At 45.1% G+C, this 23,693-nt stretch carries 21 protein-coding genes, 2 tRNA genes and 1 pseudogene; 18 read left to right on the top strand and 6 right to left on the bottom strand.

What is annotated here, in order from left to right; translation table 11 throughout:
• From FMM05_RS18805 to FMM05_RS21310, 17 genes and pseudogenes are all read left to right on the top strand, one after another.
• On the top strand, positions 1–2,758 hold a 2,758-nt coding region (locus tag FMM05_RS18805; protein WP_185965630.1), incomplete at its 5' end, for a helicase-related protein.
• An 11-nt stretch (positions 2,759–2,769) separates the two neighbouring features.
• Positions 2,770–3,096 carry a DUF4133 domain-containing protein gene (locus FMM05_RS18810; RefSeq protein ID WP_143374976.1) on the top strand — a complete coding sequence of 109 codons (327 nt, stop codon included), beginning with the start codon at positions 2,770–2,772 and terminating at the stop codon, positions 3,094–3,096.
• 22 nt (positions 3,097–3,118) lie between these two features.
• A complete protein-coding gene (locus FMM05_RS18815) occupies positions 3,119–5,584 on the top strand; it encodes a TraG family conjugative transposon ATPase (protein WP_143374977.1) in 2,466 nt (821 codons plus the stop codon).
• Between the two features lie 13 nt (positions 5,585–5,597).
• Complete coding sequence (locus FMM05_RS18820; RefSeq protein ID WP_221932288.1) at positions 5,598–6,383, top strand: DNA-methyltransferase; 786 nt, start codon at positions 5,598–5,600, stop codon at positions 6,381–6,383.
• A gap of 1 nt (position 6,384) precedes the next feature.
• Positions 6,385–7,065, top strand: coding sequence for a conjugal transfer protein TraI (locus tag FMM05_RS18825; RefSeq protein ID WP_143374978.1), 681 nt, complete (start codon positions 6,385–6,387; stop codon positions 7,063–7,065).
• Between the two features lie 11 nt (positions 7,066–7,076).
• Positions 7,077–7,514, top strand: a complete 438-nt coding sequence (locus FMM05_RS18830) for a hypothetical protein (protein WP_143374979.1) — start codon at positions 7,077–7,079, stop codon at positions 7,512–7,514.
• On the top strand, positions 7,511–8,164 hold the full coding sequence (locus tag FMM05_RS18835; protein ID WP_235894432.1) for a hypothetical protein: 654 nt from the start codon (positions 7,511–7,513) through the stop codon (positions 8,162–8,164). The genes FMM05_RS18830 and FMM05_RS18835 overlap by 4 nt, the downstream gene beginning before the upstream one ends.
• Positions 8,161–8,799, top strand: a complete 639-nt coding sequence (locus FMM05_RS18840; RefSeq protein WP_143374980.1) for a TerB family tellurite resistance protein — start codon at positions 8,161–8,163, stop codon at positions 8,797–8,799. Before FMM05_RS18835 ends, FMM05_RS18840 begins: the two co-directional genes overlap by 4 nt.
• A gap of 11 nt (positions 8,800–8,810) precedes the next feature.
• Positions 8,811–9,992 carry a conjugative transposon protein TraJ gene (gene traJ / locus FMM05_RS18845; protein ID WP_143374981.1) on the top strand — a complete coding sequence of 394 codons (1,182 nt, stop codon included), beginning with the start codon at positions 8,811–8,813 and terminating at the stop codon, positions 9,990–9,992.
• A gap of 26 nt (positions 9,993–10,018) precedes the next feature.
• A complete protein-coding gene (gene traK, locus FMM05_RS18850; protein WP_235894433.1) occupies positions 10,019–10,627 on the top strand; it encodes a conjugative transposon protein TraK in 609 nt (202 codons plus the stop codon).
• Positions 10,628–10,637: 10 nt separating this feature from the next.
• Entirely contained in the window at positions 10,638–11,144 is a 507-nt protein-coding gene (locus FMM05_RS18855; protein ID WP_143374983.1) for a hypothetical protein, read from the top strand.
• A complete protein-coding gene (traM, locus tag FMM05_RS18860) occupies positions 11,126–12,406 on the top strand; it encodes a conjugative transposon protein TraM (RefSeq protein WP_143374984.1) in 1,281 nt (426 codons plus the stop codon). The genes FMM05_RS18855 and traM overlap by 19 nt, the downstream gene beginning before the upstream one ends.
• Before the next feature lie 20 nt (positions 12,407–12,426).
• Positions 12,427–13,260 carry a conjugative transposon protein TraN gene (gene traN / locus FMM05_RS18865; protein WP_143374985.1) on the top strand — a complete coding sequence of 278 codons (834 nt, stop codon included), beginning with the start codon at positions 12,427–12,429 and terminating at the stop codon, positions 13,258–13,260.
• Positions 13,261–13,270: 10 nt separating this feature from the next.
• The gene (locus tag FMM05_RS18870; RefSeq protein WP_143374986.1) at positions 13,271–14,416 is read left to right on the top strand and encodes a hypothetical protein; all 1,146 of its coding nucleotides are present in this window, start codon (positions 13,271–13,273) and stop codon (positions 14,414–14,416) included.
• A 50-nt stretch (positions 14,417–14,466) separates the two neighbouring features.
• Positions 14,467–15,519 carry a hypothetical protein gene (locus tag FMM05_RS18875; RefSeq protein WP_143374987.1) on the top strand — a complete coding sequence of 351 codons (1,053 nt, stop codon included), beginning with the start codon at positions 14,467–14,469 and terminating at the stop codon, positions 15,517–15,519.
• Between the two features lie 15 nt (positions 15,520–15,534).
• Positions 15,535–15,819: a hypothetical protein gene (locus FMM05_RS18880; RefSeq protein WP_143374988.1), complete on the top strand. Its 285-nt coding sequence runs from the start codon at positions 15,535–15,537 to the stop codon at positions 15,817–15,819.
• Positions 15,820–16,039: 220 nt separating this feature from the next.
• A pseudogene (locus FMM05_RS21310) lies at positions 16,040–16,828 on the top strand (recombinase family protein); the annotation flags it as partial.
• A 725-nt stretch (positions 16,829–17,553) separates the two neighbouring features.
• Here FMM05_RS21310 and FMM05_RS18890 read toward each other — a convergent pair.
• From FMM05_RS18890 to FMM05_RS18915, 6 genes are all read right to left on the bottom strand, one after another.
• A tRNA-Asp gene (locus FMM05_RS18890) sits at positions 17,554–17,627 on the bottom strand.
• Between the two features lie 86 nt (positions 17,628–17,713).
• Positions 17,714–18,640 (bottom strand): DUF58 domain-containing protein, encoded by a 927-nt coding sequence (locus FMM05_RS18895; protein WP_143374989.1) that lies wholly within the window; start codon positions 18,638–18,640, stop codon positions 17,714–17,716.
• Positions 18,641–18,779: 139 nt separating this feature from the next.
• Positions 18,780–19,880, bottom strand: a complete 1,101-nt coding sequence (locus FMM05_RS18900) for a DUF4407 domain-containing protein (protein ID WP_143374990.1) — start codon at positions 19,878–19,880, stop codon at positions 18,780–18,782.
• 171 nt (positions 19,881–20,051) lie between these two features.
• Complete coding sequence (locus FMM05_RS18905) at positions 20,052–21,314, bottom strand: M56 family metallopeptidase (RefSeq protein ID WP_143374991.1); 1,263 nt, start codon at positions 21,312–21,314, stop codon at positions 20,052–20,054.
• Positions 21,311–21,682 (bottom strand): BlaI/MecI/CopY family transcriptional regulator, encoded by a 372-nt coding sequence (locus FMM05_RS18910; protein ID WP_143374992.1) that lies wholly within the window; start codon positions 21,680–21,682, stop codon positions 21,311–21,313. The genes FMM05_RS18905 and FMM05_RS18910 overlap by 4 nt, the downstream gene beginning before the upstream one ends.
• 361 nt (positions 21,683–22,043) lie before the next feature.
• The gene (locus FMM05_RS18915; protein WP_143374993.1) at positions 22,044–23,432 is read right to left on the bottom strand and encodes a dipeptidase; all 1,389 of its coding nucleotides are present in this window, start codon (positions 23,430–23,432) and stop codon (positions 22,044–22,046) included.
• Between the two features lie 143 nt (positions 23,433–23,575).
• Between FMM05_RS18915 and FMM05_RS18920 the strand changes: the two genes are divergently transcribed.
• Positions 23,576–23,657 (top strand) — tRNA-Leu (locus FMM05_RS18920).
• Positions 23,658–23,693 lie beyond the last annotated feature (36 nt).

Genomic DNA, 23,693 nt, shown 5'->3' on the forward strand with positions numbered 1-23,693 from the left:
TCACCTGAATTTTCCGGGGCTTGATAAAAAGGCACTTGGTATTGATGACCTCTATAGCTCCCAAAAGAATGCGGCGTGGCGTATTATCCAGAACCGTGGGGCGCTGGTTGACCATGAGGTCGGCCTTGGGAAAACACTAACTATGATCGTTGCCGCCCAGGAGATGAAACGGCTGAAGACCATTCATAAACCCATGATCATTGCCTTAAAGGCGAACGTAGACCAAATCGCCGAAACCTACCGCAAGGCATATCCGGCGGCTAAGATACTGGCTCCGGGCCAAAATGATTTTACACCTTCAGAGCGCGTGAGGCTATTGCACGAAATAAAGAACAACAACTGGGATTGTATCATCCTGACCCATGACCAGTTCGGGAAGATACCGCAGTCACCGGAAATACAAAAAGCGATCTTACAGGTGGAGTTGGAAAATATCCAACGTGACCTTGATACTTTAAGAGACCTTGGCGGCGACATTTCCAAAAAGATGCTCAAAGGGCTTGAAATACGAAAGAACAATCTGGAAGGCAAGTTAAAGGAATTGGTAAAGGACGTTGAAGAAAAGAAAGACCAGGGTATCAATTTTAAAGATATGGGTATCGATCACCTGTTCGTGGATGAGAGCCATAAGTTTAAGAACCTGACCTTTACCACAAGGCATAACCGTGTAGCGGGATTGGGCAATATGGAAGGCAGCCAAAAGGCGCTCAACATGCTCTTTGCCGTTCGGACTTTGCAGGAGAAATTCGATGCCGACCTGTGTGCTACGTTTTTATCGGGAACGCCGATCTCCAACAGCCTGACGGAAATGTACCTGATCTTTAAATTCCTGCGGCCTAAGGAAATGCAGCGGCAGCTTATTGAAAACTTTGATGCCTGGGCAGCAGTGTTTGCTAAAAAAACAACGGATTTTGAGTTCAGCGTAACCAATGAAATTGTAGCCAAAGAGCGTTTTCGTCACTTTATCAAAGTGCCTGAGCTGGCCATGTTCTATAATGAGATCACGGACTATAAGACCGCCAAACATATTAACCTTGACAAACCTGATTTACAGGAAACACTGGTAAATATAAAACCGAGTGAGCAGCAGCAGGAGTTTATCAAAAACCTGATGGCTTTTGCCAAAACGGGTAATGCAGAATTAATTGGCCGCGCGAAGCTGACACCAAAAGAAGACTTAGGGCGAATGCTGATAGCTACTAATTATGCTAAGAAAATGGCGGCTGACCTTAGGCTTATTGATGAGCGCAGGTACGGCGACCATCCCGATAATAAGGTCAACACAGCGGCCAGGAACATTGCCCGGATTTTTGAGGAAAGCACAAAGCATAAGGGAACGCAGATCGTCTTTTCGGATATCGGTACGCCAAAGCCTGCGGGCTTTAATATGTATGATGCCCTGAAGGAAAAGCTGATACGGGATTTTAATATTCCGGCAAATCAGATTACCTACATCCATGACTGGACCGACAGGCGTAAGCCGGAGCTCTTTAGAAAGATGAACCGTGGTGAGATACGTATCCTTTTGGGCAGTACTGAAAAAGCGGGAACCGGCCTTAATGTGCAGCAGCGCGTGGTTGCGATGCACCACCTGGACATCCCGTGGCGGCCTTCTGACCTTGGCCAGCGCAACGGGCGCGGCGGCAGGCAGGGCAATAAAGTAGCGAAGGAACACTATGATAACAAGGTACAGAACTTCATTTATGCCACCGAACAGTCACTTGACAATTACAAGTTCAACCTGCTCAAAAACAAGGAAACCTTCATCGCCCAGATGAAGAATTGTGAACTGAATGTGCGCACCATAGACGAGGGTTCCATTGATGAGAAGAGCGGTATGAACTTCTCCGAATACATTGCCATCCTCTCCGGGGACACTTCGTTACTGGAAAAAAGCAAGCTGGAAAAGAAGGTGGCTGTTATGGAAAGCCTGAAAACGATACACTTCCGCGAGGTAAGCCGTAACCGTTATGGGCTGGAGAACATGCAGAATGAGCGGCAGAGCACAAGTGTCACATTGAATAAGTTATTAAGCGATGCCGAAGTGTACAAAAACAAGCTCCTGTTCACCGATGATGGCGCTAAAGCTAATCCTATCCAGCTCAGCGGGCTAAAGACAGTAGATGCCGAGGTAATCGGCAACCACATCATCGGCCTTTACAGGGATTGGCTACCACCTGCCGGTCAGCAGGAACAGAAGATCGGTAGCCTGTACGGGTTTGGACTGTACATCAAAAGGAACCGGGAAACCTATGAAGTAAATGGCAGCTATGAGTACCGCTTTTCCAACAGCTTTTTTGCCCAAAGGGAGGCAGATGGTATCCGCTATACCTTCAATGATGGCCTGCCTAACATTGATAATCCCAAACTGGCAGCGAGGCATTTTTTAAATGCTATTGACCGTGTGGAAAGCCTTAAAGATAAGTATCAATCAAAACTAAATGAGCTCGACAGGGAAATACCCAAGGTGGAAAAGCTGCTGCAAAAGCCCTTTGCACAGGAAAAAGAACTGGAGCAGATGAAAAGTGAACTGGCGGGGCTGGAACGGCAGATCAGTATAAAGATACAGGAAAACCAGCTCAAGCAGGCGCAGGAGCATTTGGGCGGGGCGGTAATTGAAAATGACGCGGCCATAGTTCAAATCGCGAATGCTACCACGCAGGCGGCAGCCCGTGGCCCGACGGCAGAGGAGGTTTCAGAAAAGCATCAGGAAAAGATGTATGGTCAGATGAGAAGAAATACAAGGATGAAATTTTAAGCATAAAGGTTATGGCAAACAGTGTCTATCAGATAAACAAAGGGATAAATGCCTCTATAGAATTTAAGGGGCTTAAGGCGCAATACATCTGGTATTTGGGCGGTGGCGTAGTGGCTCTTATGATCGTCTTTGCGGCAATGTACCTAATCGGGCTACAATCCTTTGTCTGCATCGGGATCATCCTTTTAGCCGGAACCGGGCTGGTTATGAAGGTGTACGGCATGAGCAATAAGTACGGTGAACATGGCCTAATGAAAGCGCTTGCCCGAAAACAAGTACCCAAGGTGCTCCGCTCGCGCAGCAGGAGCATTTTCATAATGCGTAAAGAACAGAAATAATAATAAGGTAAATAATAGTGAGATGGAAAAAGTGCTGGATGAATTATTACCGATCATGGATGTGCAGCACGACTGCATCCTAAGCAAAATGGGCGATGTGACCGTCGTCTTTAAGGCAGAGCTGCCCGAGATATTTACGCTCTCCGACCAGGAGTACGAAGCCTTCCACCAGGCATGGGTTAAGGCCATTAAAGTGCTGCCAAAATACAGCGTACTGCATAAGCAGGATTGGTTTTTGGACAGCAGTTACCGCCCCGATTTCACAAAGGACGATACCAGCTTTTTGAGCCGCAGCAGCGAGCGTTTTTTTAACGAGCGCCCTTACCTGGCGCACAGCTGTTATATCATGCTGACCAAAAAACCGGAGAACAGGAAAACTGCAACATCGCTGTTTTCAAGCCTTTTAAAAAGAAGCATAGTGCCGGAAGAAACCCTGAAGCCACAACCCTTACAGGACTTTTTGGGTAGCACCGGACAGTTTAAGCGCATCATGGAAGACAGCGGCTTTGTTAAACTGACGCGATTAACAGAAAATGAGCTAAGGAGCCACAGCCGCAAGCTTGGGTTCATTGAGCAGTATTGCTACCTCTCGCAAAAGAACGATAGGTTCCTGATTGGCGATATTAGTTTTGATGAGGGTTTGCAGGTTGGCGACAAGCATTGCCAGCTATACACATTAGCCGATGCGCAGGATTTGCCCTCCTTATGTGGCAGCCGTATCAATTACGATAAGTATTCCACTGATAAAACAAAGTTCAGCGTAGGTTTTGCCAGTACGCTGGGGCAGCTGCTATCCTGTAACCATATTTATAACCAGTACATCTTTATAGAGGATGCGCAGAAGACCATCCAAAAACTGGAAAGCAAACGCCTGCGTTTGCAATCGCTCTCGGCCTATAGCCGGGAGAATATGATCGCCCGTGATGCGACCAATGATTTTTTGAATGAGGCCATCGGGCAGCAACGCCTTCCGGTCAAGGCGCATTTTAATGTATTGGTTTGGACCGATAATAAGGATGAACTGAAAGACCTGAAAAATAAGGTGTCTTCGGCACTGGCACAAATGGATGCCGTGGCGAAACAGGAAACGGTGGGTGCTGCGCAGATCTTTTGGGCAGGCATTCCCGGTAATGCTGCGGACTTCCCCATGAACGACACCTTTGATACCTTCGCTGAGCAAGCAACCTGCTTTTTAAATTTAGAAACAGGCTACCGTACCTCGCTCAGCCCTATAGGTATCCGTATGGGTGACCGCCTGACCGGTAAGCCCGTCCATGTGGATATCAGCGATGAGCCGATGACAATGGGTATCTGCACCAACAGGAACAAATTCATTTTAGGGCCTTCGGGCAGCGGCAAATCCTTTTTTACCAACCATATGGTACGCAGCTATTACGAGCAAGGGACGCACGTAGTGCTGGTAGATGTAGGGCATAGCTATAAAGGGCTGTGCGATATGGTGGGTGGCTATTATTTTACCTACAGCGAAAAGAACCCCATCCGGTTCAACCCTTTTTTTATCGGCGCAGGCGACAGCCTGGATACTGAAAAGAAAGAAAGCATTAAAACCCTGCTCTTGGCCTTATGGAAAAAAGATGATGAGAATTTTAAGCGTAGTGAATACGTCGCGCTGTCCAATGCCATCAGCGGCTATTATGATCACCTGGGTAAAAATGCCAGTGTATTTGCAGGCTTCGACAGTTTTTATGAGTTCCTACGGGATGAGTACACCAAAGTCCTGAGCGGTGACCGTGTAAAGGAAAAGGATTTTGATATTGATAATTTCCTGTATGTGCTCAGGCCGTATTACAAGGGTGGTGAATTTGATTACCTGCTCAATGCTACCGAGAACCTGAACCTTTTGCAGGAACGCTTTATTGTTTTTGAGCTGGATGAGATAAAGGAGCACCCGATCCTTTTCCCGGTAGTGACCATCATTATCATGGAAGTCTTCATTAACAAGATGCGCAAGCTTAAAGGCATCCGCAAAATGATACTAATAGAAGAAGCCTGGAAAGCACTAATGAAGGAGGGCTTCGCGGAGTACATAAAATATTTGTTTAAGACCGTCAGGAAATTCTTTGGGGAAGCCATCGTGGTAACCCAGGAAGTGGAGGACATTATTTCCTCACCGGTAGTTAAGCAGGCCATTATCAATAACAGCGATTGTAAGATACTGCTGGGCCAATCGAAGTACCAAAACAAGTTCGACCAGATACAGGAGCTACTCGGCCTGACCGATAAAGAAAAAGCACTGGTGCTTTCGGTTAACAAGGCCAATGACCCCACCAAAAAATACAAGGAAGTATTCATTAGCCTTGGCGGGATGCTCTCACGGGTTTACCGCACCGAAGTCAGCCTCGAAGAGTACCTGGCTTACACCACCGAGCAGACCGAAAAAGTGAAGCTGATGGAATATGCGGCCAAGTTTGGGGGCGATATACGCAAAGGGATTGCGGCGATGGCGGACGATATAAGGAATAATTAATAATAGGTAAATCATGAAGAGAATGAATTGGGAGGAGAACCTTTTACTACAGGGAGATTGCTTATTGCTATTGCCAAAATTGGAAGACAGAAGTGTTGATATGGTGCTGTGTGACTTGCCTTACGGTACTACCGAATGTAACTGGGATAAAAAGCTTGACCTGGAATTATTATGGCAGCAATATAACCGAATCATAAAGGATAATGGGATTATTGTGTTTACGACCAGTCAGCCCTTTACAACAGAACTTATAAATAGCAACCGTAAGGATTTTAAATATGAATGGATTTGGGTCAAAAGTAATTGCACCGGGTTTCAGCATGCAAAGAACCGGCCTTTAAAAAACCATGAAACGATCATTGTATTCTCAAAGGGTAGCATGGGTCACCAAAATCTTTTGGGCGACAAGCGCATGGTTTATAATCCACAGGGGCTGGTAAGGGTAAATAAAATTTCCCGGTCAAAGGGCAGACGTCCCGGAACGATTATCGGCCCAAGGCCTTCACACAAATCAGCGTACTTAACTGAATTTAAAAACTACCCAAAGACAGTGTTTCACTTTGACAATGAAAAAGGGCTTCATCCCACTCAAAAGCCCGTGCCTCTTTTTGAGTACCTGGTAAAAACATATTCAAAGGAAGGTGGCGTTGTACTGGACAATTGTGCGGGTAGCGGCACCACTGCGATTGCATGCCTTAATGCAAGAAGGAAATTCATTCTTATAGAGAAGGACAGGAAGTACATCCCTGTCATAATCGAAAGGGTTGACAAGCACATCATATCACTTAAAAATAATTAGCATGAAAAAGTATATCAGGATTTTAGGATTGGCGCTGGTGCTGTGTCTTGCAGTGCCCGCACAAGAGGCAAATGCGCAAATACCGGGGTTGGATTTTATTACCGGTGCGGTAAAAAGGGTTGTTAAGGCAATGGACCTTAAAATACAGCGGATGCAGAACAAGACAATCTGGCTACAAAATGCGCAGAAGACCTTAGAGAATGCGCTCTCAAAACTTAAACTGGATGAGATCGCCGACTGGACCGAGAAGCAGAAAGAGCAATACGCGAAATACTACGAGGAACTGTCCAAGGTAAAAGCCATTATCAGCTACTACCAGCGCATCGGTGATATTACCCAAAAGCAAATACGGCTGGTCAATGAATATAACAGGGCGTGGAACATCCTGAGGCAGGACAGCCATTTTACAAGTGAAGAACTGGATTATATGGCTAAGGTTTATACAGGTATACTGGAAGAAAGCATGAAAAATATCGATCAGATAACCCTGGTAGTGGAATCGTTCGCCACTACGATGAGCGATGCCAAGCGCTTAGAGATAATTAACGATGCCGCTGACCGTGTGGATGAGAACTACAGCGACCTTACCCGGTTCAACAGCCAGAACGCGGTGCTGAGCCTCCAGCGCTCGAAAGATGCCAATGAGGCCCAGGTAATAAAGAAGATTTACGGTTTACCCTAAAGCAAATAGTTATGTCAGCATTTACTGCTCATGATCTTTCTACACTATTTGAAGATAAAGGATACCACGGGCTCACGCAGTTCTATTCTACCTCATTTGAGTTCACCGATACCCTTAAGGCCGGTTTAGAGCGGGTTCAAAAGGAATTTGCCGGTCAGGCCAGCCCCAATATGTTCAGTTTGTCTTCCTATCCGGTATGGGAGCAACAAGGCAACCCTTACGTATCCAGTTATGTTTCGTGCAGCTATAAGGACGAACAATTCAGCATCAGGCTTTTAGATCTGAGTTATAACAAGGGTACCTATAATGGTGAAATATCACGACAACTGCTGAAGGAACCTGCGGCCGAAGATATACCCGATAAGCAGCATTTGAGCGATACGCTCAAAAATTTAACCGGAGGCGGTAACGAACTAAGGAAACGAAACAATAAAAAGCATAAGTTATGAAAGCATTTTTGTTTACATGTATTGCCGTGATGACTCTTGGTGTTGCCCACGGCCAAAGCTGGAGCGAATGGTTCAGCCAGAACAGTACCCAAAAGAAATACCTGCTACAACAGATCGCTGCCCTGAAAGTGTATGCGCAGTATGCCCAAAAGGGCTATAATATCGCCAAAGAAGGCCTTACTACCATTGGCGATTTCACGGGCGGTGAATTTAACCTGCACGGGGTGTTTATCAATTCACTTAAAATTGTCAACCCCGAGGTAAGAAACTATGGAAAAGTTGCTGATATCATCGCCCTACAGGTAAAGATCGTTCAGGACTACAACAGGACACGCAGCTCGCTATCGGCGAGCGATACCTTTCATGGCGATGAACTGGATTATATTAACCGCGCCTTTGGCAGGATGCTGGATAACAGCGAAGCCGTTCTTGATGAGCTTATCGCAGTCACAACCGACAATCAATTGGAGATGAAGGACGATGAGCGCATGGCTCGTATTGATGCCCTCTACCTGGCCATGCAGAATAACTACCGATTCTGCAAGGGTTTTAGCAATGAGGCAAAAGCAATGGCAGTAGCACGGATGAGGGAAAAGAACGATGCTTTAACCGGCCGCGCAATCCAAGGTATTCAAAACCCACAGCCATGAAAAAGACACTATTGATCGTATTGTTTGCGCTATTTGGAATAGCGCCGGTACAAAGGGCATCTGCCCAATCACAAGAGGTACAGCAACTGCTGCTCAATATCGAAAAGCTAACGCAATTCAAGGCCATCCTTTCCGATATGAAAAAAGGCTACCAGATACTAAGCGGCGGTTACAATACCATTAAAGACATATCACAGGGGAATTTCAGCCTGCATAAAACTTTTCTCGATGGGCTGATGCAGGTAAGCCCAACAGTGAGGAATTACCGCAAGGTAGCAGAGATCATCGACTACCAGGTTACACTCGTCAGGGAATACCGCTCGGCTTATGACCGCTTCAGACAGGGTGATACTTTTAACAGTCAGGAAATTGGTTACATCGCCGGTGTCTACGATAACCTTTTTAAGGAGAGCCTTCGTAACCTGGACGAATTGCTGCTGGTTGTCACTGCCGGGCAGGCAAGGATGAGCGACGATGAGCGCCTTGCAGCAATCGACCGCATCCATTTTGAGATGCAGGACAAGTTACTGTTCCTGCGCAGCTTCAATAATAACACTTCGGTGCTTGCCCTGGGCCGGGCAAAAGAGCACAACGATGCACTGACGGTTAAAAAACTACATGGCATAAACGAATAAACATTAGCATTATGAGACACTTTAAAAAAGCTGCCTTAGCGGCAGCAATAGCCTTGCTATCGCCTTTTTTGGGGCATGCGCAGACAATGGCAGAGGAGATTGGTGGCATGCACGGGGTACTGGAACAGCTCTATGATGAGATGATCCCTCTTTGCAGCCAGCTCATCTCTACCGGGCAGGGGCTTGCTGGTTTTGCCGCCATGTGGTACATCGCCTCAAGGGTATGGAGGCATCTGGCCAGCGCCGAACCCATTGATTTCTATCCGCTCTTCCGTCCTTTTGTGCTTGGATTCTGTGTTTTGATGTTCCCATCCGTACTTGGGCTTATAAACGGGGTGATGAAACCAACCGTTACCGCGACGGCAGCGATGGTAGAGGGTTCCAACGAGGCCATTGCCCGTTTGCTGGCTGAGAAAGAGCAGGCCATCCAGCAGACCGATACTTGGAAAATGTATGTAGGCACGGACGGGGATGGCGACCGTGACCGCTGGTATAAATACACCCATGATGATGCCGACCCTGGGGGGGAAGGTATATTGGAGGGCATCGGAAACGATGTGCGCTTTGCCATGGCAAAAATGTCGTATAGCTTCCGCAATTCGGTAAAGGAGTGGATGAGTGAGGTCTTGCAGGTACTCTTTCAGGCAGCCGCACTCTGTATCGACACCCTGCGAACTTTCCAGCTTATCGTCATGGCAATACTCGGCCCGCTTGTCTTTGGCCTGGCGGTCTTCGATGGCTTTCAGCACACGCTCACGGCATGGCTTGCCCGCTATATCAATATTTTTCTGTGGCTTCCTGTTGCCAATATTTTCGGTGCCATTATAGGCCGCGTACAGGAAAAAATGCTGGAGCTTGACCTCTCACAGATCCAGCAGGAAGGCGATACGTTCTTTAGCCGGACCGATGTGGCCTACCTCATTTTTATGATCATCGGCATTATCGGGTATTTCACAGTGCCGTCCGTTGCCAATTATATCGTCCACGCAGGCGGTGGCGGTGCCTTGCAGCAAAAGACCACGATGATTTTTAATTCTTCCTCGCAATCTACCGTGCAGAGCGCCAGCACCGCCTCACAAATTGCTGGCGGGGCAGTAATGGATGGTGCCAAGGCGATCTACAACAAAGTATCAGGTAACAGTACGGATGCTTCCGATAGCCACATGGGCAGCAAATTAAAAGGCAATTCTTAAAGAAAGGAGGAATCATGTTTACGAAAATGAAAAATATTGACTCGGCCGTAAGGCACTTAAAAGCCTTCAGCATTGTGGTTGTAGTAAGCTGCTGTGTGATCTGCTGCTTTGCCCTTTGGAAAAGCTTCAGCCTGGTAGCCGAGATGCAATCCAAAGTATATATTCTGGCAAACGGCAAAGCGCTTGAAGCGTATGCCTCTGGCAGGAAAGACAATATACCCGTTGAAGCAAAAGACCACGTTAAGGCGTTCCACCAGCTCTTTTTTACCCTCGATCCCGATGATAAGGCAATTGCATCAAGCATTGTAAAAGCACTTTACCTGGCAGACGCCAGTGCCAAGCGGGCGTATGACGACCTGAAGGAAAACGGCTATTATGCCGGGCTGATCTCAGGGAATGTAAACCAGACCATAACGGTGGACAGCGTTTCGGTCGATATCAATGAATATCCCTACAGGTTCAGGTGCTACGCCACCCAAAGTATTACGCGGCCAACAAGCACAACACAGCGCAGCCTTGTCACCGAAGGTGCGCTGCGTAATGTATCGCGCAGCGATAATAACCCGCATGGCTTTCTGATCGAGCGGTGGAATACTATCGAGAACCGTGACCTTAAAACCACCGCAAGGCATTAACACCACAATAATGAAACTATTTAAAAGTAAAAAAGGGAACTCCGATGAACCTTCTAAAGGCATCATTGCAGAAAAGCTTACGGCCATCTACAACAAGCTACAATCGGGCTGGGCCGGGTGGATGTCCCAGCGCACGAGTGACTTGTCAAAGAGGGATTGGGTGATCTCGCTGGCCTGCTTCGTGCTTTTGATGGGCGGCTACAGCACTTACCTGGTGATAAGCGGCTTTACCGGTACAAGCGCGGTCATCTCTAATAATGTAAGCAACATCCGTAAGCCAGCCTATACAGGCCAGATGGACGAACCACAAAATACAGGCGCTCCGCCATCGGATGCTGGACATGCCCGTATCGTTGGGTTCCGAAAATACATGGACAGTTTACAGGCTGACCCGTCGGGAAAAAGGATTTACGACAGCATCATTAAAAAACGCCCCGGCCTTATGGACAGCCTTGTTCAGGTGGAAAACTACTATCAACAATTTAAAAATAAACGATCATGGAAAACAAAGAAATAACACCAAAAATGCAGCGCCAACGCAAGTTCATGCTGGCCCTGCCAGTACTTGTGCTGCCATTTTTAACCCTGATATTCTGGGCCCTTGGTGGCGGAAAGATGGAAGCGGCGGATGCGAAGGCTACTGTAAAGGCAGGATTTAACCTGAACCTGCCTGATGCCAACCTCAAGGATGATAAGGCGATGGATAAGATGAGCTATTACGATATGGCAATACAGGATTCCACAAAACTTAAAGCACAGGAGAAAAGCGACCCTAACTTCAAAAAGATGGAAGGTACAGCGGCGGTAGGAAACCCATACGGTGCCGGAGGGCTTAATACCTCACTTTCAGGGAACGGTTCTCCCAACGATCCCAATACGGAGAACATCTACCGCAAACTGGAACTGCTAAACAAGGAACTAAATAAACCTGTGGCTTCAAGTGCTAATACATCAGGTTCAAATTATTCACCCGCGCCAAGGCCAGGCACTTCGGTAGGCACAGCTGATGTAGACCGCCTTGAAAAAATGATGCAGTCCATGAGCCAGCCCGATACGGAAGATCCGGAAATGAAGCAGCTAAACGCCATGCTGGAGAAGGTACTGGATGTGCAGCATCCTGAGCGCGTCAAGGAACGGCTTAAGGAAAACGCACAATCTCAAAAGACACAGGCCCTTTCCGTATCGGCAGGTAAGGGCAACGAAGAAGCTTCATTGTTAGATAACACCGTAGCGGTACAGGCATCCATGAACGGTTTCTATTCCCTTGATGACAGCACAGCGGCCGAAGCCGCGCAGAATGCGATTCCTGCTGTAGTCCACGAGACGCAAACCATTGTAAGTGGCTCTATAGTGAAACTGCGCCTGCAAAGTGATATCCATGTAAGTGGCGTACTGATCCCCAAAGACAGCTTCATATTTGGTACCGCTTCCCTTAGCGGTGAAAGGCTGAGTATCGAGATTACTACCCTTCGTTACGGCAACTCGATATTCCCCGTAGACCTCGCTGTTTTTGATATGGATGGAATGGACGGCATCCATATTCCCGGTGCCATTACGCGCGACGTGGCTGCACAGTCAGCCGACCGCAGCGTACAGGGCATTGGCCTGACGTCCCTTGACCCGACCTGGCAGGCGCAGGCGGCAAGCGCGGGGGTTGAAACCGCCAAAACGCTATTCAGCAAAAAGGTAAAGCTTATCAAAGTCACCGTGAAAGCAGGCTACCAGGTATTGCTACGTGATGGCAAGCAAAAGCAGGCAACCGTCGAACTAACTAAGTAATCATTCAAAAATCCATTTTTATGAAAGCGAAAATCAGCATTTTAATAATGGCGCTATCCTTATTTGTTGGCATCATTAGCGCCAATGCGCAGCAGGCACAACCACAAATAATAATGCCCTATCAGTTAGGGATCACGTATTCCAAGACAACCAATATCGTTTTCCCACAGCCCATTATCAGCGTAGACCGTGGCAGCAGGGATGTATTGGCGCAAAAAGCGAAAGGTGTAGAAAATATCTTGCAGGTTAAGGCGGCCAGGGACAGCTTCCCGGAAACCAACCTTACGGTAGTAACTGCCGATGGAAAGCTCAATTCATTTGTAGTGAATTACAGCAGGCAACCGGCGCAGCTTAATCTTTTCTTACCAAATGGCTCTACAGGTGGTACGATCTCCCTTTCCCCTGAACATTATAATGTAGCAGAAATACAGAAGTACGCTAAAGCCGCACGCTATTCAAAAAACAAAGGGAAAGTTATACGTGATAACAAGGCGGGTATAGAATTTAGTGTGGATGGCTTTTTTATCGGTGGTGATATCATCTATTGCAGGGTAACTGTCGAAAACCATACCAACATTGGCTACGATATTGACCAGTTACGCTTTTTTATCCGCGACCTGCAAAAGGCCAAACGTACCGCAACGCAGGAAATTGAAGTGACACCGGTGCATATTGAAAACAATGCAGCTTCAATAAAGGCACAATCGCAGCAAACTATCGTCTTTGCCCTGCCCAAATTCACCATCCCGGATAAAAAGTATCTGGCTGCACAGCTCGTCGAAAAGAATGGCGGCAGGCAACTGGAAGTGCACGTCAAAAACCGCCAACTTATTCAGGCAAGGCTATTACCATAAATATACCGCCATGAAAATAGCACTTGAAGATTACAACACGGTCATGGAGGGACTGGCCGAGCTACACACAGAAGGTTACGCGTACATAGCATACGATCCGGCTTTCCCGGTGATGGATGTGAGGGAACTGAATGCATTTGATAACAGCTACGATGCGGTGGAGTACTGCCATGAGATGCGCACCGATGTTGACTTTTTTGAATATGAATCCATTTGGTCGCTGTACAGGGCAATGGAAAAGGGATTGGAGGACAGTCATCTACTGGATATGCAGGATGGTATGGTTGACCTCTCAATACTTTTAAATGACTACTACCGAATTGAATCAGAAACTATTAGACATAAAAATAACATGGATATGAACCAGAAAAATTTGGAATACCTGACCGATCAGGTAAAGTACACAGGATTTGGCGAGGGATTCGCTGATGTGTTAAAGGAAAAGATCGCTACGGGCGATAAGGAATTCAAGATCGACCACAGTGCAAAATTCGGTAATGATACCGTAGATGCTACACTTAATTTCAGCAAGTCGAAGCAAAGCGACATGTATTTTTTTAATTCCTACAATGCAAGCCTGCTAAAGGAAGGCAGTGCAGAAAAGCTGGAACAAACCTTTTATATCAACAGGGGCAGTAACATCACTTTTAAGGAGGCCTACAACCTGATGGAAGGCAGGGCGGTGCACAAAGAGCTGCAAAATAAAGCGGAAGAAAAATATAATTCCTGGGTTCAGCTCGACTTCAAACATAGTGACGAGAATGGTAATTTCCGCTTAAAAAAATTCAGTGAAAATTATGGGTATGATATGGAAGCCGCACTCTCCAAACATCCCATTAAAGAGTTGCAACGCGACGATTTTAAGGACAGCCTTATGGACAGTTTAAAGAAAGGAAACGTGCAACTGGTAACCTTTCAGGTGGATGGGAAGGAAACTAAGCACTATGTTGAAGCTAACCCGCAATTCAAAACTGTCAATGTCTATGACAGTGATATGCAGCGATTGGGCAGCCGCGAGTCAAGGGCTCAAAACCAATCACAGGGCGAAAGCCAGGACAATAAAAAGGCTAATAAAACAGAGGTTAAAGATGTAGAAGTCGTGGGCGATGGCGCTACCTCCGAGAAGGCAAAGAAAACAAGGGGTCAGAAAGTGTGATCATTTACCTGCGCCAGGCGCTATAAACGTAAAACTTAATATGTCGTGTTATGGATAACCAACCTTCAAACAGAGTGGAAATGGAGATGAGCCGATGGCGCTTGAGGGAAGAGCGGTTTGGTAAGCTGTTTTCATTTGACCTTTCATCGAATAAAGCGCTGCTTAGAGAGAAGCTGCACGACTATCAGCGGATAGCGGTAACATATAAAGGAACGCAAAATCCCGATGAACGTTTTGCATTACAGGTTTTAAAGCAGGAACGCCGCCTGATGGAAAAGCAATTGTATCCTAATTTTCTTTTGCGCCTTTTGCGCAGGGTGATAGTCGAACCTTTACGGGAGCAGGTATTTATCACTCAACAAGTAAGGCAGGTGCAGGAGAACGGCCAGTCGTTGCACGACCAGGTGCAACGTGCCGGTTTTACCGGTCTTACTGCATCCCTAGATGAGCAATTAAAGAAAGGGCAGCAGCAGTTCTCAATCCCGGTTTCTTACTATGTCAATGAAAAGGAAAGGCTGGAACACCAGCTTTTCTTTGCCAAAAACCAATCGGGCCAATATCGCTTTGAAGGTTTTAAAACGTCGCTGTTTAACGAATCGAAACCCGATGAAAGCAGGCAGCACTACTTTACCCTTAGTTCTGGCCTTTCTCCCGATACCACGGAAGCATATAATCTTTTGTCCGGCCGAGCAATAAATAATGACGGGAAGTGGATGCAGCTCGACCTGAATGATAAGGATGCGCAGGGAAACTACCGCATCAAAGAATTCCATTCTAACTATGGTTATGACCTGGAAAGGGAGTTAAAACAACTGCCGCTAAAGGAGCTGGGCGACCCGATACAGGAAGAGAAGTTAAAGGATATTTTAAAGAGCGGCGGCCGCCAGTCTGTGTGTTTCATTAAAGATGGCAAAGAACATCGGTATTATATTGAAGCGAACCCGCAGTTTAAATCGGTCAATATTTACGACGAGCATTCGCGTAAAGTATCTATTGCTACTGCTATGGGCGGTAAAACAATAGAGGCGGTAAAGCTGGCGCAGAAGATTAATGAGGGGCAGGATGAAAGCCAGTCCAAAAGAACAGGATTGCGGGTAATTTAATGAATAGGTACTCTAATGGACAGGTCAAAGCCTTTATCAGATTTCTTTACTGCTATCGAAAAAGATGGCCGTATTGGTACAACGCACATCAGCGTTTACGCTGCCTTGCTCAAGTACCGTCTCGATAAAGGCTTTGCCAATCCTATTCAGGTATTCGGACGGGATATAATGCAGATTGCTAAGATAACATGGCCGAATACATTTTACAGATGCGTTCGTGATCTGAACGACTATGGATATTTAAAATACACTCCTTCCTTTAACCGGAACCAAGGGAGTAGTATTTATTTCCACGAATAAATAATAATCAAACCAAGCGAAAGAATTTAATTGCGACAGAGCCGCACAGGGCTTTTTGTTGCTTAAAAGAACAGGAGGTGGAGAATGGAAAATGATGTAGAAAATCCTGTTAATCAGCCTGTAAACGCTGAAAATAATGACTGTAATTATTCGCTATCTGAGATGAAATTGCTAAATTTGATAGCAGAGATAGTAGTTAATATATCAATCCGAGAGAGTTATGAAAAAGGCGATTAGATACCTTCGATTTAGCGATAGAAAACAGAGCAACGGATCAATCGAAAGGCAAGAATTATATACCGGGCAATGGATAAAAAACAATGAGGTTGAGTTGGTAGATACATTTATTGACAGGGGTTATAGCGCTAAGACATTTGATCGCCCTGATTTTAAAAAGCTTCAGGATTTTATAGCCAAGCATCATAAGAGAGTGGATTACCTTATAGTAGACCAATTAGACCGCTTTAGCAGAAACGCAAGCGAGGCGATGGGATATGTGAAGAAATTACAGCAGACGTATAGTATACAAATTGTAAGCGTAACAGAAGGGATAACCTTTGATTATGATACCCCCGGCAGTTTCTTCCGAGCTGGCCTTCAGCTTCTGTTAGCTGAGGAAGATAATATAAACAGGAGCATTAAGGTAAGGGGCGGCATTTACACGGCTAAAGCGAAAGAGGGTAGGTATATATACAAAAATCCGCCGTTCGGCTATTACAAGGTCGGAGAACGCAAGGAAAGGCGTCTGGAGATAAATAACACCGAAGCATCTATCGTGGAATTCATTTTTAATTCTTACCTGAAAGACGTTCCTATATACCTTATAGCTGAACAGGCAAAAGAGAGAGGATTCAAGAGGTCTGGTAACGTTGCTGTACAACGCATCTTAAGTTACCCATTGTATGCCGGTATGCAGTATGTAGAGCCTTTTAAGGATTATCCAGGAGGCTTGTTCCCTGCAAGCCATGATCCTATTATTGATTTAGCAACTTGGGAACAGACACAGCGAAAACTTAGAAAGCCTGAAAAGGAGAAAGTGGTAGTGAGTGATGAGATGCCTTTGCGTGGTGTATTGAAGTGTTCTTGCGGGAAGCCTTTGACTGGGGCACCTTCAAGGGGGAAGCTTGGCAGATACTATTATTACTACAAGTGTAATAAGACAACCCATCTTAATTTAAGTGCGGTTAAGGCGCACGATCAGTTACGCCAGGTGTTCGGTTTAATGAGTATGCCTGCCAAGGCAATAGCAGTAATAAGAAATGGGGCTGACCAGCTTTTCGAGAAAAAGATGGTGGATGATAAAAAATTATTAGAAGAAAAGAAGAAAGAATTTGCTGCTGAAGAAGCAAAGCTGTTTTCAATCGAAGAGAAATGGATCACAAATAAGATAACTCATGATACTTATGAGAGATGGTTTTCTTCTATAAATAATAACAGAATTAGTCTAAAGGCCTCAATTGAGAGGCTTAGCGGCAATCAGGACAAAACCTATAAAATCCTCCAAAAGAACTTGGATAAGCTTTCCGATCTTGAGTTTGTTTATGAAAAAACCAATACATTGGAGAAACAAGAGCTTATAAGGCTGGGGTTCGAGCAAAATCTTTACTATCAGGAGGGGATGTATCGAACCCCTACGATGATTGATTTATTATCTCATAACTCACAGATAATGAAGGAGAAAGGGTTGCTTATATATGAAAAAAAGCGGGAGAATTTTTCAATTCCCCCGCTTAGCGGTCTGGACGGGACTCGAACCCGCGACCCCATGCGTGACAGGCATGTATTCTAACCAACTGAACTACCAAACCAGTGCTTTATTGCGGTTGCAAATATACAACTCATTTTGATTTCTGCAAACGTTTTTTAAACAATTGCGAAACATTTTTTTATAAAGTTACCCAAACTTTTGTTTTTCAACAAGGTAAGTGGTCAGGATTTTTTCAAATTTTTCATCTACCGAAACAGGAACGTACTTAATACGGTACTGTATACAGGTATCGGCAACCTTTTTAAAGTAGGCGGCAACCAGTTTTTCGTACTCTTCTTTTACATTTTCGGCATACAGGTTTACCTGTTCGCCGCTTTCTACATCTATAAATTTGCGCGGGGTATTGTCAAAATCAAAGCTGTACTCTGTTTTTTTATCCACTACATGAAACAAAACCACCTTATGCTTATCGTGCTTTAAGTGTTGTAGGGCATTAAACAGCGCCTCATCATTACCGGGCTGAAACATATCGGTAAACAATATGATCATAGAGCGGCGGTGCATTTTTTGCGCTATCTGGTGTAAAAACGTAGTGGTATCGGTGTTTTTAGCTTCTTTTGGTGTAGCCAGCACACCCTCCAGCTTGTCTATAAGCATACGATGATGCCTTCCGCTGCCTTTTTCGGGCGCGTAGAACTCATAACTGTCAGAATATACACTTAGCCCCACGGCATCACGCTGGCGCCTTAGGAGGTCCATTAAAACAGCCGATGCCAGTACCGAGAAGCCTATCTTATTTTCATAAAAGTGCTGCCCATCCTTTAATTTAGGGTAGTGCATGCTCGACGAGTTGTCTATAATAAGGTGGCAGCGCAGGTTGGTTTCCTCCTCATAACGCTTAGAGTACAGCCTGTCGGTACGGGCGTATAGTTTCCAATCGATGTTCTTTGTGCTCTCGCCCTGATTGTACACCTTGTGCTCGGCAAACTCTGCCGAAAACCCATGAAACGGACTCTTGTGCATACCCGATATAAAGCCTTCCACAATTTGGTTGGCTAAAAGCTCCAGGTTTTTAAACCCTGATATTTTTTCTAACTGGCTTTCAATCTTCATTTCTCAAAGATATTGAAACGTTTTGAATTTTAAAACGAACCACCTGATTAGTTAGAAGCATAAAAGTAAACAGCCCCGCTGTGCAGGGCTGTTTTATTTATTTAGATTATGGGAGACGCAAAGCATTGCGTCTCTACGGTTACATAACGCCTTTTTGTTTATCGGCAAATTTATCGGCCTGCATTTCCAGCATCTCGATAGCTTTTTTCTTCTTGTAGTTGTACAGCTCGCGGTCGTTGCGAATTTCGGCATACACATCGTCATAAATACCGGCATCGGTGGTACGAAGCAACTCGCGCTGGTGGTTGTTTTGTGCCAGGTTGGTTTTAACGGCGGCCTCGGTATCTTCCAGCTTAAAGTCGTATTCGCCTTTTGGCGAAAGCAACTTGGCAATAATAGGCGAAGTCTCGATAGCTAAAAACAACAGCATGATAAATAACGATGGCAAAAACGGCAGCTTGTTAAGCGCGTTAATGCGCGCCATAAGCCCATCGAACCCCTCTATAATCGGTTGGGTATCGGCAACTTTTTTGTCGAGGTCGGCTTGCAGGGTGGCAGCCTGTCTATCGTTGGCAGTGATTTTATCAGTATTGGTTTTACGGAGGGTTTCCAGTTCTTTAAGTGCGGCATCGTGCTTGTCGCGCTTTTCTTTGTACACAGGGCCTTTGCCAAGCTTTAAGGTGCCTTTGGTGCCTTCTGCCTCAGTAATATACGTTGAGTACAGGGCGTTGACTTCCTTCTCCTTTTTAAGGATCTCTGATTTCAGGCTGTCGGTCTGGGCTTTGTTTTTGTCCAAGTCGGTTTTAAAATAGTTGGCAACCTGTTTTTTATTGGCAAGTGCCATTTCGTTCTTTTCTTTAAGAAGGACGGTGTTTATCTCTTTCTCAAAAATTTTAATTTCGAGAGGCTTAGAGATAACAATGGCAATAATCACGGCAAGGATAATACGCGGGGTGGCTTGCAATAGCTCACTGCCAAATTTATCGCGCTTGCGGATGGTAGAAACAATAAACCGGTCTAAGTTAAAGATAAGCAGACCCCAGATCAGGCCAAAGAATGCTGCTGTGTACACGTTACCAAAAACGGTGTAGAGGGCATAGCCGGCGGCTATCCAGGCAAGGAGTGCGGTAAAGAAAACGGTGGCGCCTATACCGGCATATTTGTTTTGTTCTCCGTTAGAACAGGAGTAGATAATAGCCTTATCTGCCCCGGAGCAGGTAATAAAGAAACGCTTTAACATGATGATTGTTTTTGATGATTGATGATGTTTTAACTACTGCTTGATTAGGGCAGGCGCTACAAAAATAACGCGTTTTTTAATGCAATGTTGTAAATGGCTGGTTTGTTTTAGTTTAGGGCATAAAAAAATCTGCCACGGTGGGCAGATTTGTATTTAATGCAACTCAAACAATCAATCAACAATATTTACCGTAATAGGCAGGTTGTAGGATGTGCGCACCGGCGTGCCATTAATTTCTCCCGGCAACCATTTCTCTCCTGTAGATTTTAATACCCTTAAAGCTTCGGTACCTAAAATGCCGCCTTTAGACGGATCCCTCAAAACTTTAGCGTTAGATAAAGTACCGTCAGGCTCAATTACAAAAGATACGTATACTCTAAAATTACCATTAAGACCATCAGGAATTTTAAAGTTTTCCATAGTATTGTAATAAAATGCGCCCATACCACCCGGATATTCAGGCTGTTTTGTTAAGCTGGCAGAGTTATGTATCTCGCCATTACGGAAGTTTTCATTGGTATCTTCGATGGCATTCTGCACTGCGGCCTGACGGCCCTTAATCGCGCTTTCATTAACATCATTAGCTTCATCGGCACACGATACCAATACTAAACCTGCAAGCAGGGGTACTATAGCCAGTTGCTTAATGGTGGCTAATAAACGGGGAGTTGTTTTTGTCATCATAAGTAATCGTTTTTTAGTTATGGCAAAGTTGAGGTTGCTCGCCAGCGCAAAGGTGTGGCCTTTAGTGGCTTTTTGCAGCAGCAATTGTTGGTAGGTAATTACATTGTGGGCAGCGTTTACCACGGTTTCATCGGCCAGGAACTCGTGGTTTAACTGTATGGCTTTTTTGTAAAAGTAGAGCAGCGGGTTAAACCAAAACACGGTTTTAAGCACTTCTATAAACAATACATCTACGGTGTGGTGCTGGTGCACGTGTGCAAGTTCATGGGTGTACAGCTCATCCTCAATAACCTGGTTATCGTGCTCCTCCTTATTTATAAATATGTAGTTAAGAAAGGTATGCGGAAGGATATTTGCGTTTACCAGTACCAGCACGGCACCCTTGTGGTTACTATGTTCGTTATAGTTTACCTGCCTTTTAAAATGCAGGAGGCTCACGGCAAAGCGTAGTAGCAACAATAGGGTTACAAATCCGTAGATGCCCCAGCTGATGTAAGGCAGGTAATTGGTTTTGTTGGGGGCAGATATAATTGCCGGGGCAAGGAGTATAGTTGTGAGTTCGTTTAAGGGCTGCGCCATAACAGGACTGTTGATGGTAAAGCTTACAAAAGGCAGTAGGAAAGAAAATGCAATGCTAAACAGAAGGTAAAAACGGTTAAAGCGGTGCATTTTTTCTTTAGCTAAGAACAAATGGTAAACTGCCAACAGTAACGCCATGCTAATGGTTGACTTTAGTAAGAAATCTATCATTGCTGTTTCTTTTTAATTTCGGAATCGATTATTTTTTTCAGCTCCTCCAGTTCGGCGCTGGTCATATTGGTTTCCTGCGTAAAGAAGGAGGCAAACTGCGATGCCGAGTTGTTAAAGAAGTTCTTTATCATGCCGTTCATCTGTTTAGACGAGTACTCTGATTTTTTAACCTGTGGAAAGTACTCGCGGCTTTTGCCATACTCTTTGTAGCCTACAAAGCCCTTGTCGGTCATGCGCTTAAGCAACGTAGCAACCGTTGTTGCCGCAGGCTTTGGCTCGGGGAACAGGTCTAAAAGGTCTTTCATAAAGGCTTTTTCCAGTTTCCATAAATAGTGCATCAGCTGTTCTTCGGTTTTTGTAAGTTGCATTTGTTCTACAGATTGAGAATTGTTTCTACAAATGTAGAATAAATTTCTATTCAGCCTAATTTTTTCAGATAAAATTTTCGGGAAGGAAAAAATGTTAGGTAAAGTTGTTTGCCAAACTTATCTTTTTCTTTTTTTTGAAATATTTTTTTAGAACAGCTTTTTTGAAAAAAATTAAGTTGCAGTTGCAAGACAAAATATACCAATCGGTATAAAAGCAGTTATAGTGATTTTAGAGATGAAAATATTATACCGATTGGTATATTTTGAGGTTAAAGCATAAAAAAACCTGCCTTTTTGAGGGGCAGATTTTATGTATTGCGACAGGCTATTTCAATATCCAAAAGTGAAATATTAAGCCATTTTATTTAGAAAGCTCTGTAAAATGTTTGTAAAAAAGCGGAATCGTTTCGATGCCTTTTAGGTAATTAAAAATGCCAAAGTGCTCGTTAGGGGAATGTATGGCGTCGCTATCAAGGCCAAAGCCCATCATAATCGTTTTACTCTTAAGCTCTTTCTCAAATAAAGCCACGATCGGTATACTACCACCACTGCGTACAGGGATAGGCTTAATACCAAAACTTTCCTCATAAGCCAGTGCGGCCGCTTTGTAACCCACACTATCTATGGGAGTTACGTAGGCCTGGCCACCGTGGTGCGGCGTAACCTTAACACGGACACCCTTTGGGGCAAGGCTTGTAAAGTGCCTGGTAAACAGCTCGGTAATTTCATTCCAGTCCTGCGCAGGTACCAGTCGCATCGATATTTTGGCGTATGCCTTGCTGGCAATCACGGTTTTAGCACCTTCGCCGGTGTAGCCACCCCAAATACCGTTAACATCAAGCGTTGGGCGGATGGAATTACGCTCATTGGTCGTGTAGGTAGCCTCACCATAAACATCCTGAATATCAAGGGCTTGCTTGTAAGCATCAAGCGAAAATGGCGCTTTAGCCATCTCGTCGCGCTCATCGCGGGTAAGTTCTTCAACCTTATCATAAAAACCGGGAATGGTAATGTGGTTATTCTCGTCATGCAATTGGGCTATCATCTTGGCTAACACGTTAATAGGGTTAGCAACTGCGCCACCGTATAGCCCAGAGTGTAAATCGCGGTTAGGGCCGGTAACTTCAACCTCTACATAGCTAAGGCCTCTAAGCCCCGTAGTAATAGAGGGTTGCGTGTTAGATATCATACCGGTATCTGAAATTAGGATAACATCATTAGCCAGTTTATCCTGGTTGCGCTCTACAAACCAGGCAAGGCTTGGCGAACCAACCTCTTCTTCGCCCTCTATCATAAACTTAACGTTGCAGGGCAGGCTGTTGCTCTGTACCATGTATTCCAGCGCTTTAACGTGCATGTACATCTGGCCTTTATCGTCGCAGGCGCCACGCGCAAAGATGGCGCCTTCCGGGTGAAGGTCGGTCTTTTTAATAACAGGCTCAAAAGGAGGGGAGGTCCATAACTCAACCGGGTCGGCCGGCTGAACATCATAATGACCGTATACTAAGATAGTTGGCAGGTTTTTATCGATGATCTTTTCGCCGTAAACAATAGGGTAACCGGGCGTTTCGCAAATTTCAACATGGTCGCAGCCCGCTTTTTCAAGGCTGGCCTTAACGGCATCGGCAGTATTTATTACATCTTGCGAATAAGCGCTGTCTGCACTAACCGATGGTATTTTAAGCAGTTCTATAAGCTCATTTATGAATCGGTCTTTGTTTTGTCCGACATAGTTTTTTATGTTATCCATTATAAATTAGAGGTATACGATTGAGCATCAAAAATACGAAAAAATAAAACGTAAAAAAGTTAGAATTTTAATTTGAAAATTGCAAAACAGTTGTATATTTGCACCCGTAATAATGAAACACATATCAGTTACATTATCTGCCCGCGGGTGTGGTGAAATTGGTAGACACGCCAGACTTAGGATCTGGTGCCGCAAGGTGTGTAGGTTCGAGTCCTATCACCCGCACAGTAAGAAGCCTCTGATTTTCAGGGGCTTTTTTAT

It is taken from the genome of Flavobacterium zepuense, assembly GCF_007097145.1.
In the GTDB taxonomy this organism is placed as follows: domain Bacteria; phylum Bacteroidota; class Bacteroidia; order Flavobacteriales; family Flavobacteriaceae; genus Flavobacterium; species Flavobacterium zepuense.

Bases quoted from the DNA above. Each gene is read 5' to 3' on its own strand.
- FMM05_RS18810 (WP_143374976.1), top strand. From the start codon at position 2,770: ATGGCAAACAGTGTCTATCAGATAAACAAAGGGATAAATGCCTCTATA.
- FMM05_RS18815 (WP_143374977.1), top strand. From the start codon at position 3,119: ATGGAAAAAGTGCTGGATGAATTATTACCGATCATGGATGTGCAGCAC.
- FMM05_RS18820 (WP_221932288.1), top strand. From the start codon at position 5,598: ATGAAGAGAATGAATTGGGAGGAGAACCTTTTACTACAGGGAGATTGC.
- FMM05_RS18825 (WP_143374978.1), top strand. From the start codon at position 6,385: ATGAAAAAGTATATCAGGATTTTAGGATTGGCGCTGGTGCTGTGTCTT.
- FMM05_RS18830 (WP_143374979.1), top strand. From the start codon at position 7,077: ATGTCAGCATTTACTGCTCATGATCTTTCTACACTATTTGAAGATAAA.
- FMM05_RS18835 (WP_235894432.1), top strand. From the start codon at position 7,511: ATGAAAGCATTTTTGTTTACATGTATTGCCGTGATGACTCTTGGTGTT.
- FMM05_RS18840 (WP_143374980.1), top strand. From the start codon at position 8,161: ATGAAAAAGACACTATTGATCGTATTGTTTGCGCTATTTGGAATAGCG.
- traJ (WP_143374981.1), top strand. From the start codon at position 8,811: ATGAGACACTTTAAAAAAGCTGCCTTAGCGGCAGCAATAGCCTTGCTA.
- traK (WP_235894433.1), top strand. From the start codon at position 10,019: ATGAAAAATATTGACTCGGCCGTAAGGCACTTAAAAGCCTTCAGCATT.
- FMM05_RS18855 (WP_143374983.1), top strand. From the start codon at position 10,638: ATGAAACTATTTAAAAGTAAAAAAGGGAACTCCGATGAACCTTCTAAA.
- traM (WP_143374984.1), top strand. From the start codon at position 11,126: ATGGAAAACAAAGAAATAACACCAAAAATGCAGCGCCAACGCAAGTTC.
- traN (WP_143374985.1), top strand. From the start codon at position 12,427: ATGAAAGCGAAAATCAGCATTTTAATAATGGCGCTATCCTTATTTGTT.
- FMM05_RS18870 (WP_143374986.1), top strand. From the start codon at position 13,271: ATGAAAATAGCACTTGAAGATTACAACACGGTCATGGAGGGACTGGCC.
- FMM05_RS18875 (WP_143374987.1), top strand. From the start codon at position 14,467: ATGGATAACCAACCTTCAAACAGAGTGGAAATGGAGATGAGCCGATGG.
- FMM05_RS18880 (WP_143374988.1), top strand. From the start codon at position 15,535: ATGGACAGGTCAAAGCCTTTATCAGATTTCTTTACTGCTATCGAAAAA.
- FMM05_RS18895 (WP_143374989.1), bottom strand. From the start codon at position 18,640: ATGAAGATTGAAAGCCAGTTAGAAAAAATATCAGGGTTTAAAAACCTG.
- FMM05_RS18900 (WP_143374990.1), bottom strand. From the start codon at position 19,880: ATGTTAAAGCGTTTCTTTATTACCTGCTCCGGGGCAGATAAGGCTATT.
- FMM05_RS18905 (WP_143374991.1), bottom strand. From the start codon at position 21,314: ATGATAGATTTCTTACTAAAGTCAACCATTAGCATGGCGTTACTGTTG.
- FMM05_RS18910 (WP_143374992.1), bottom strand. From the start codon at position 21,682: ATGCAACTTACAAAAACCGAAGAACAGCTGATGCACTATTTATGGAAA.
- FMM05_RS18915 (WP_143374993.1), bottom strand. From the start codon at position 23,432: ATGGATAACATAAAAAACTATGTCGGACAAAACAAAGACCGATTCATA.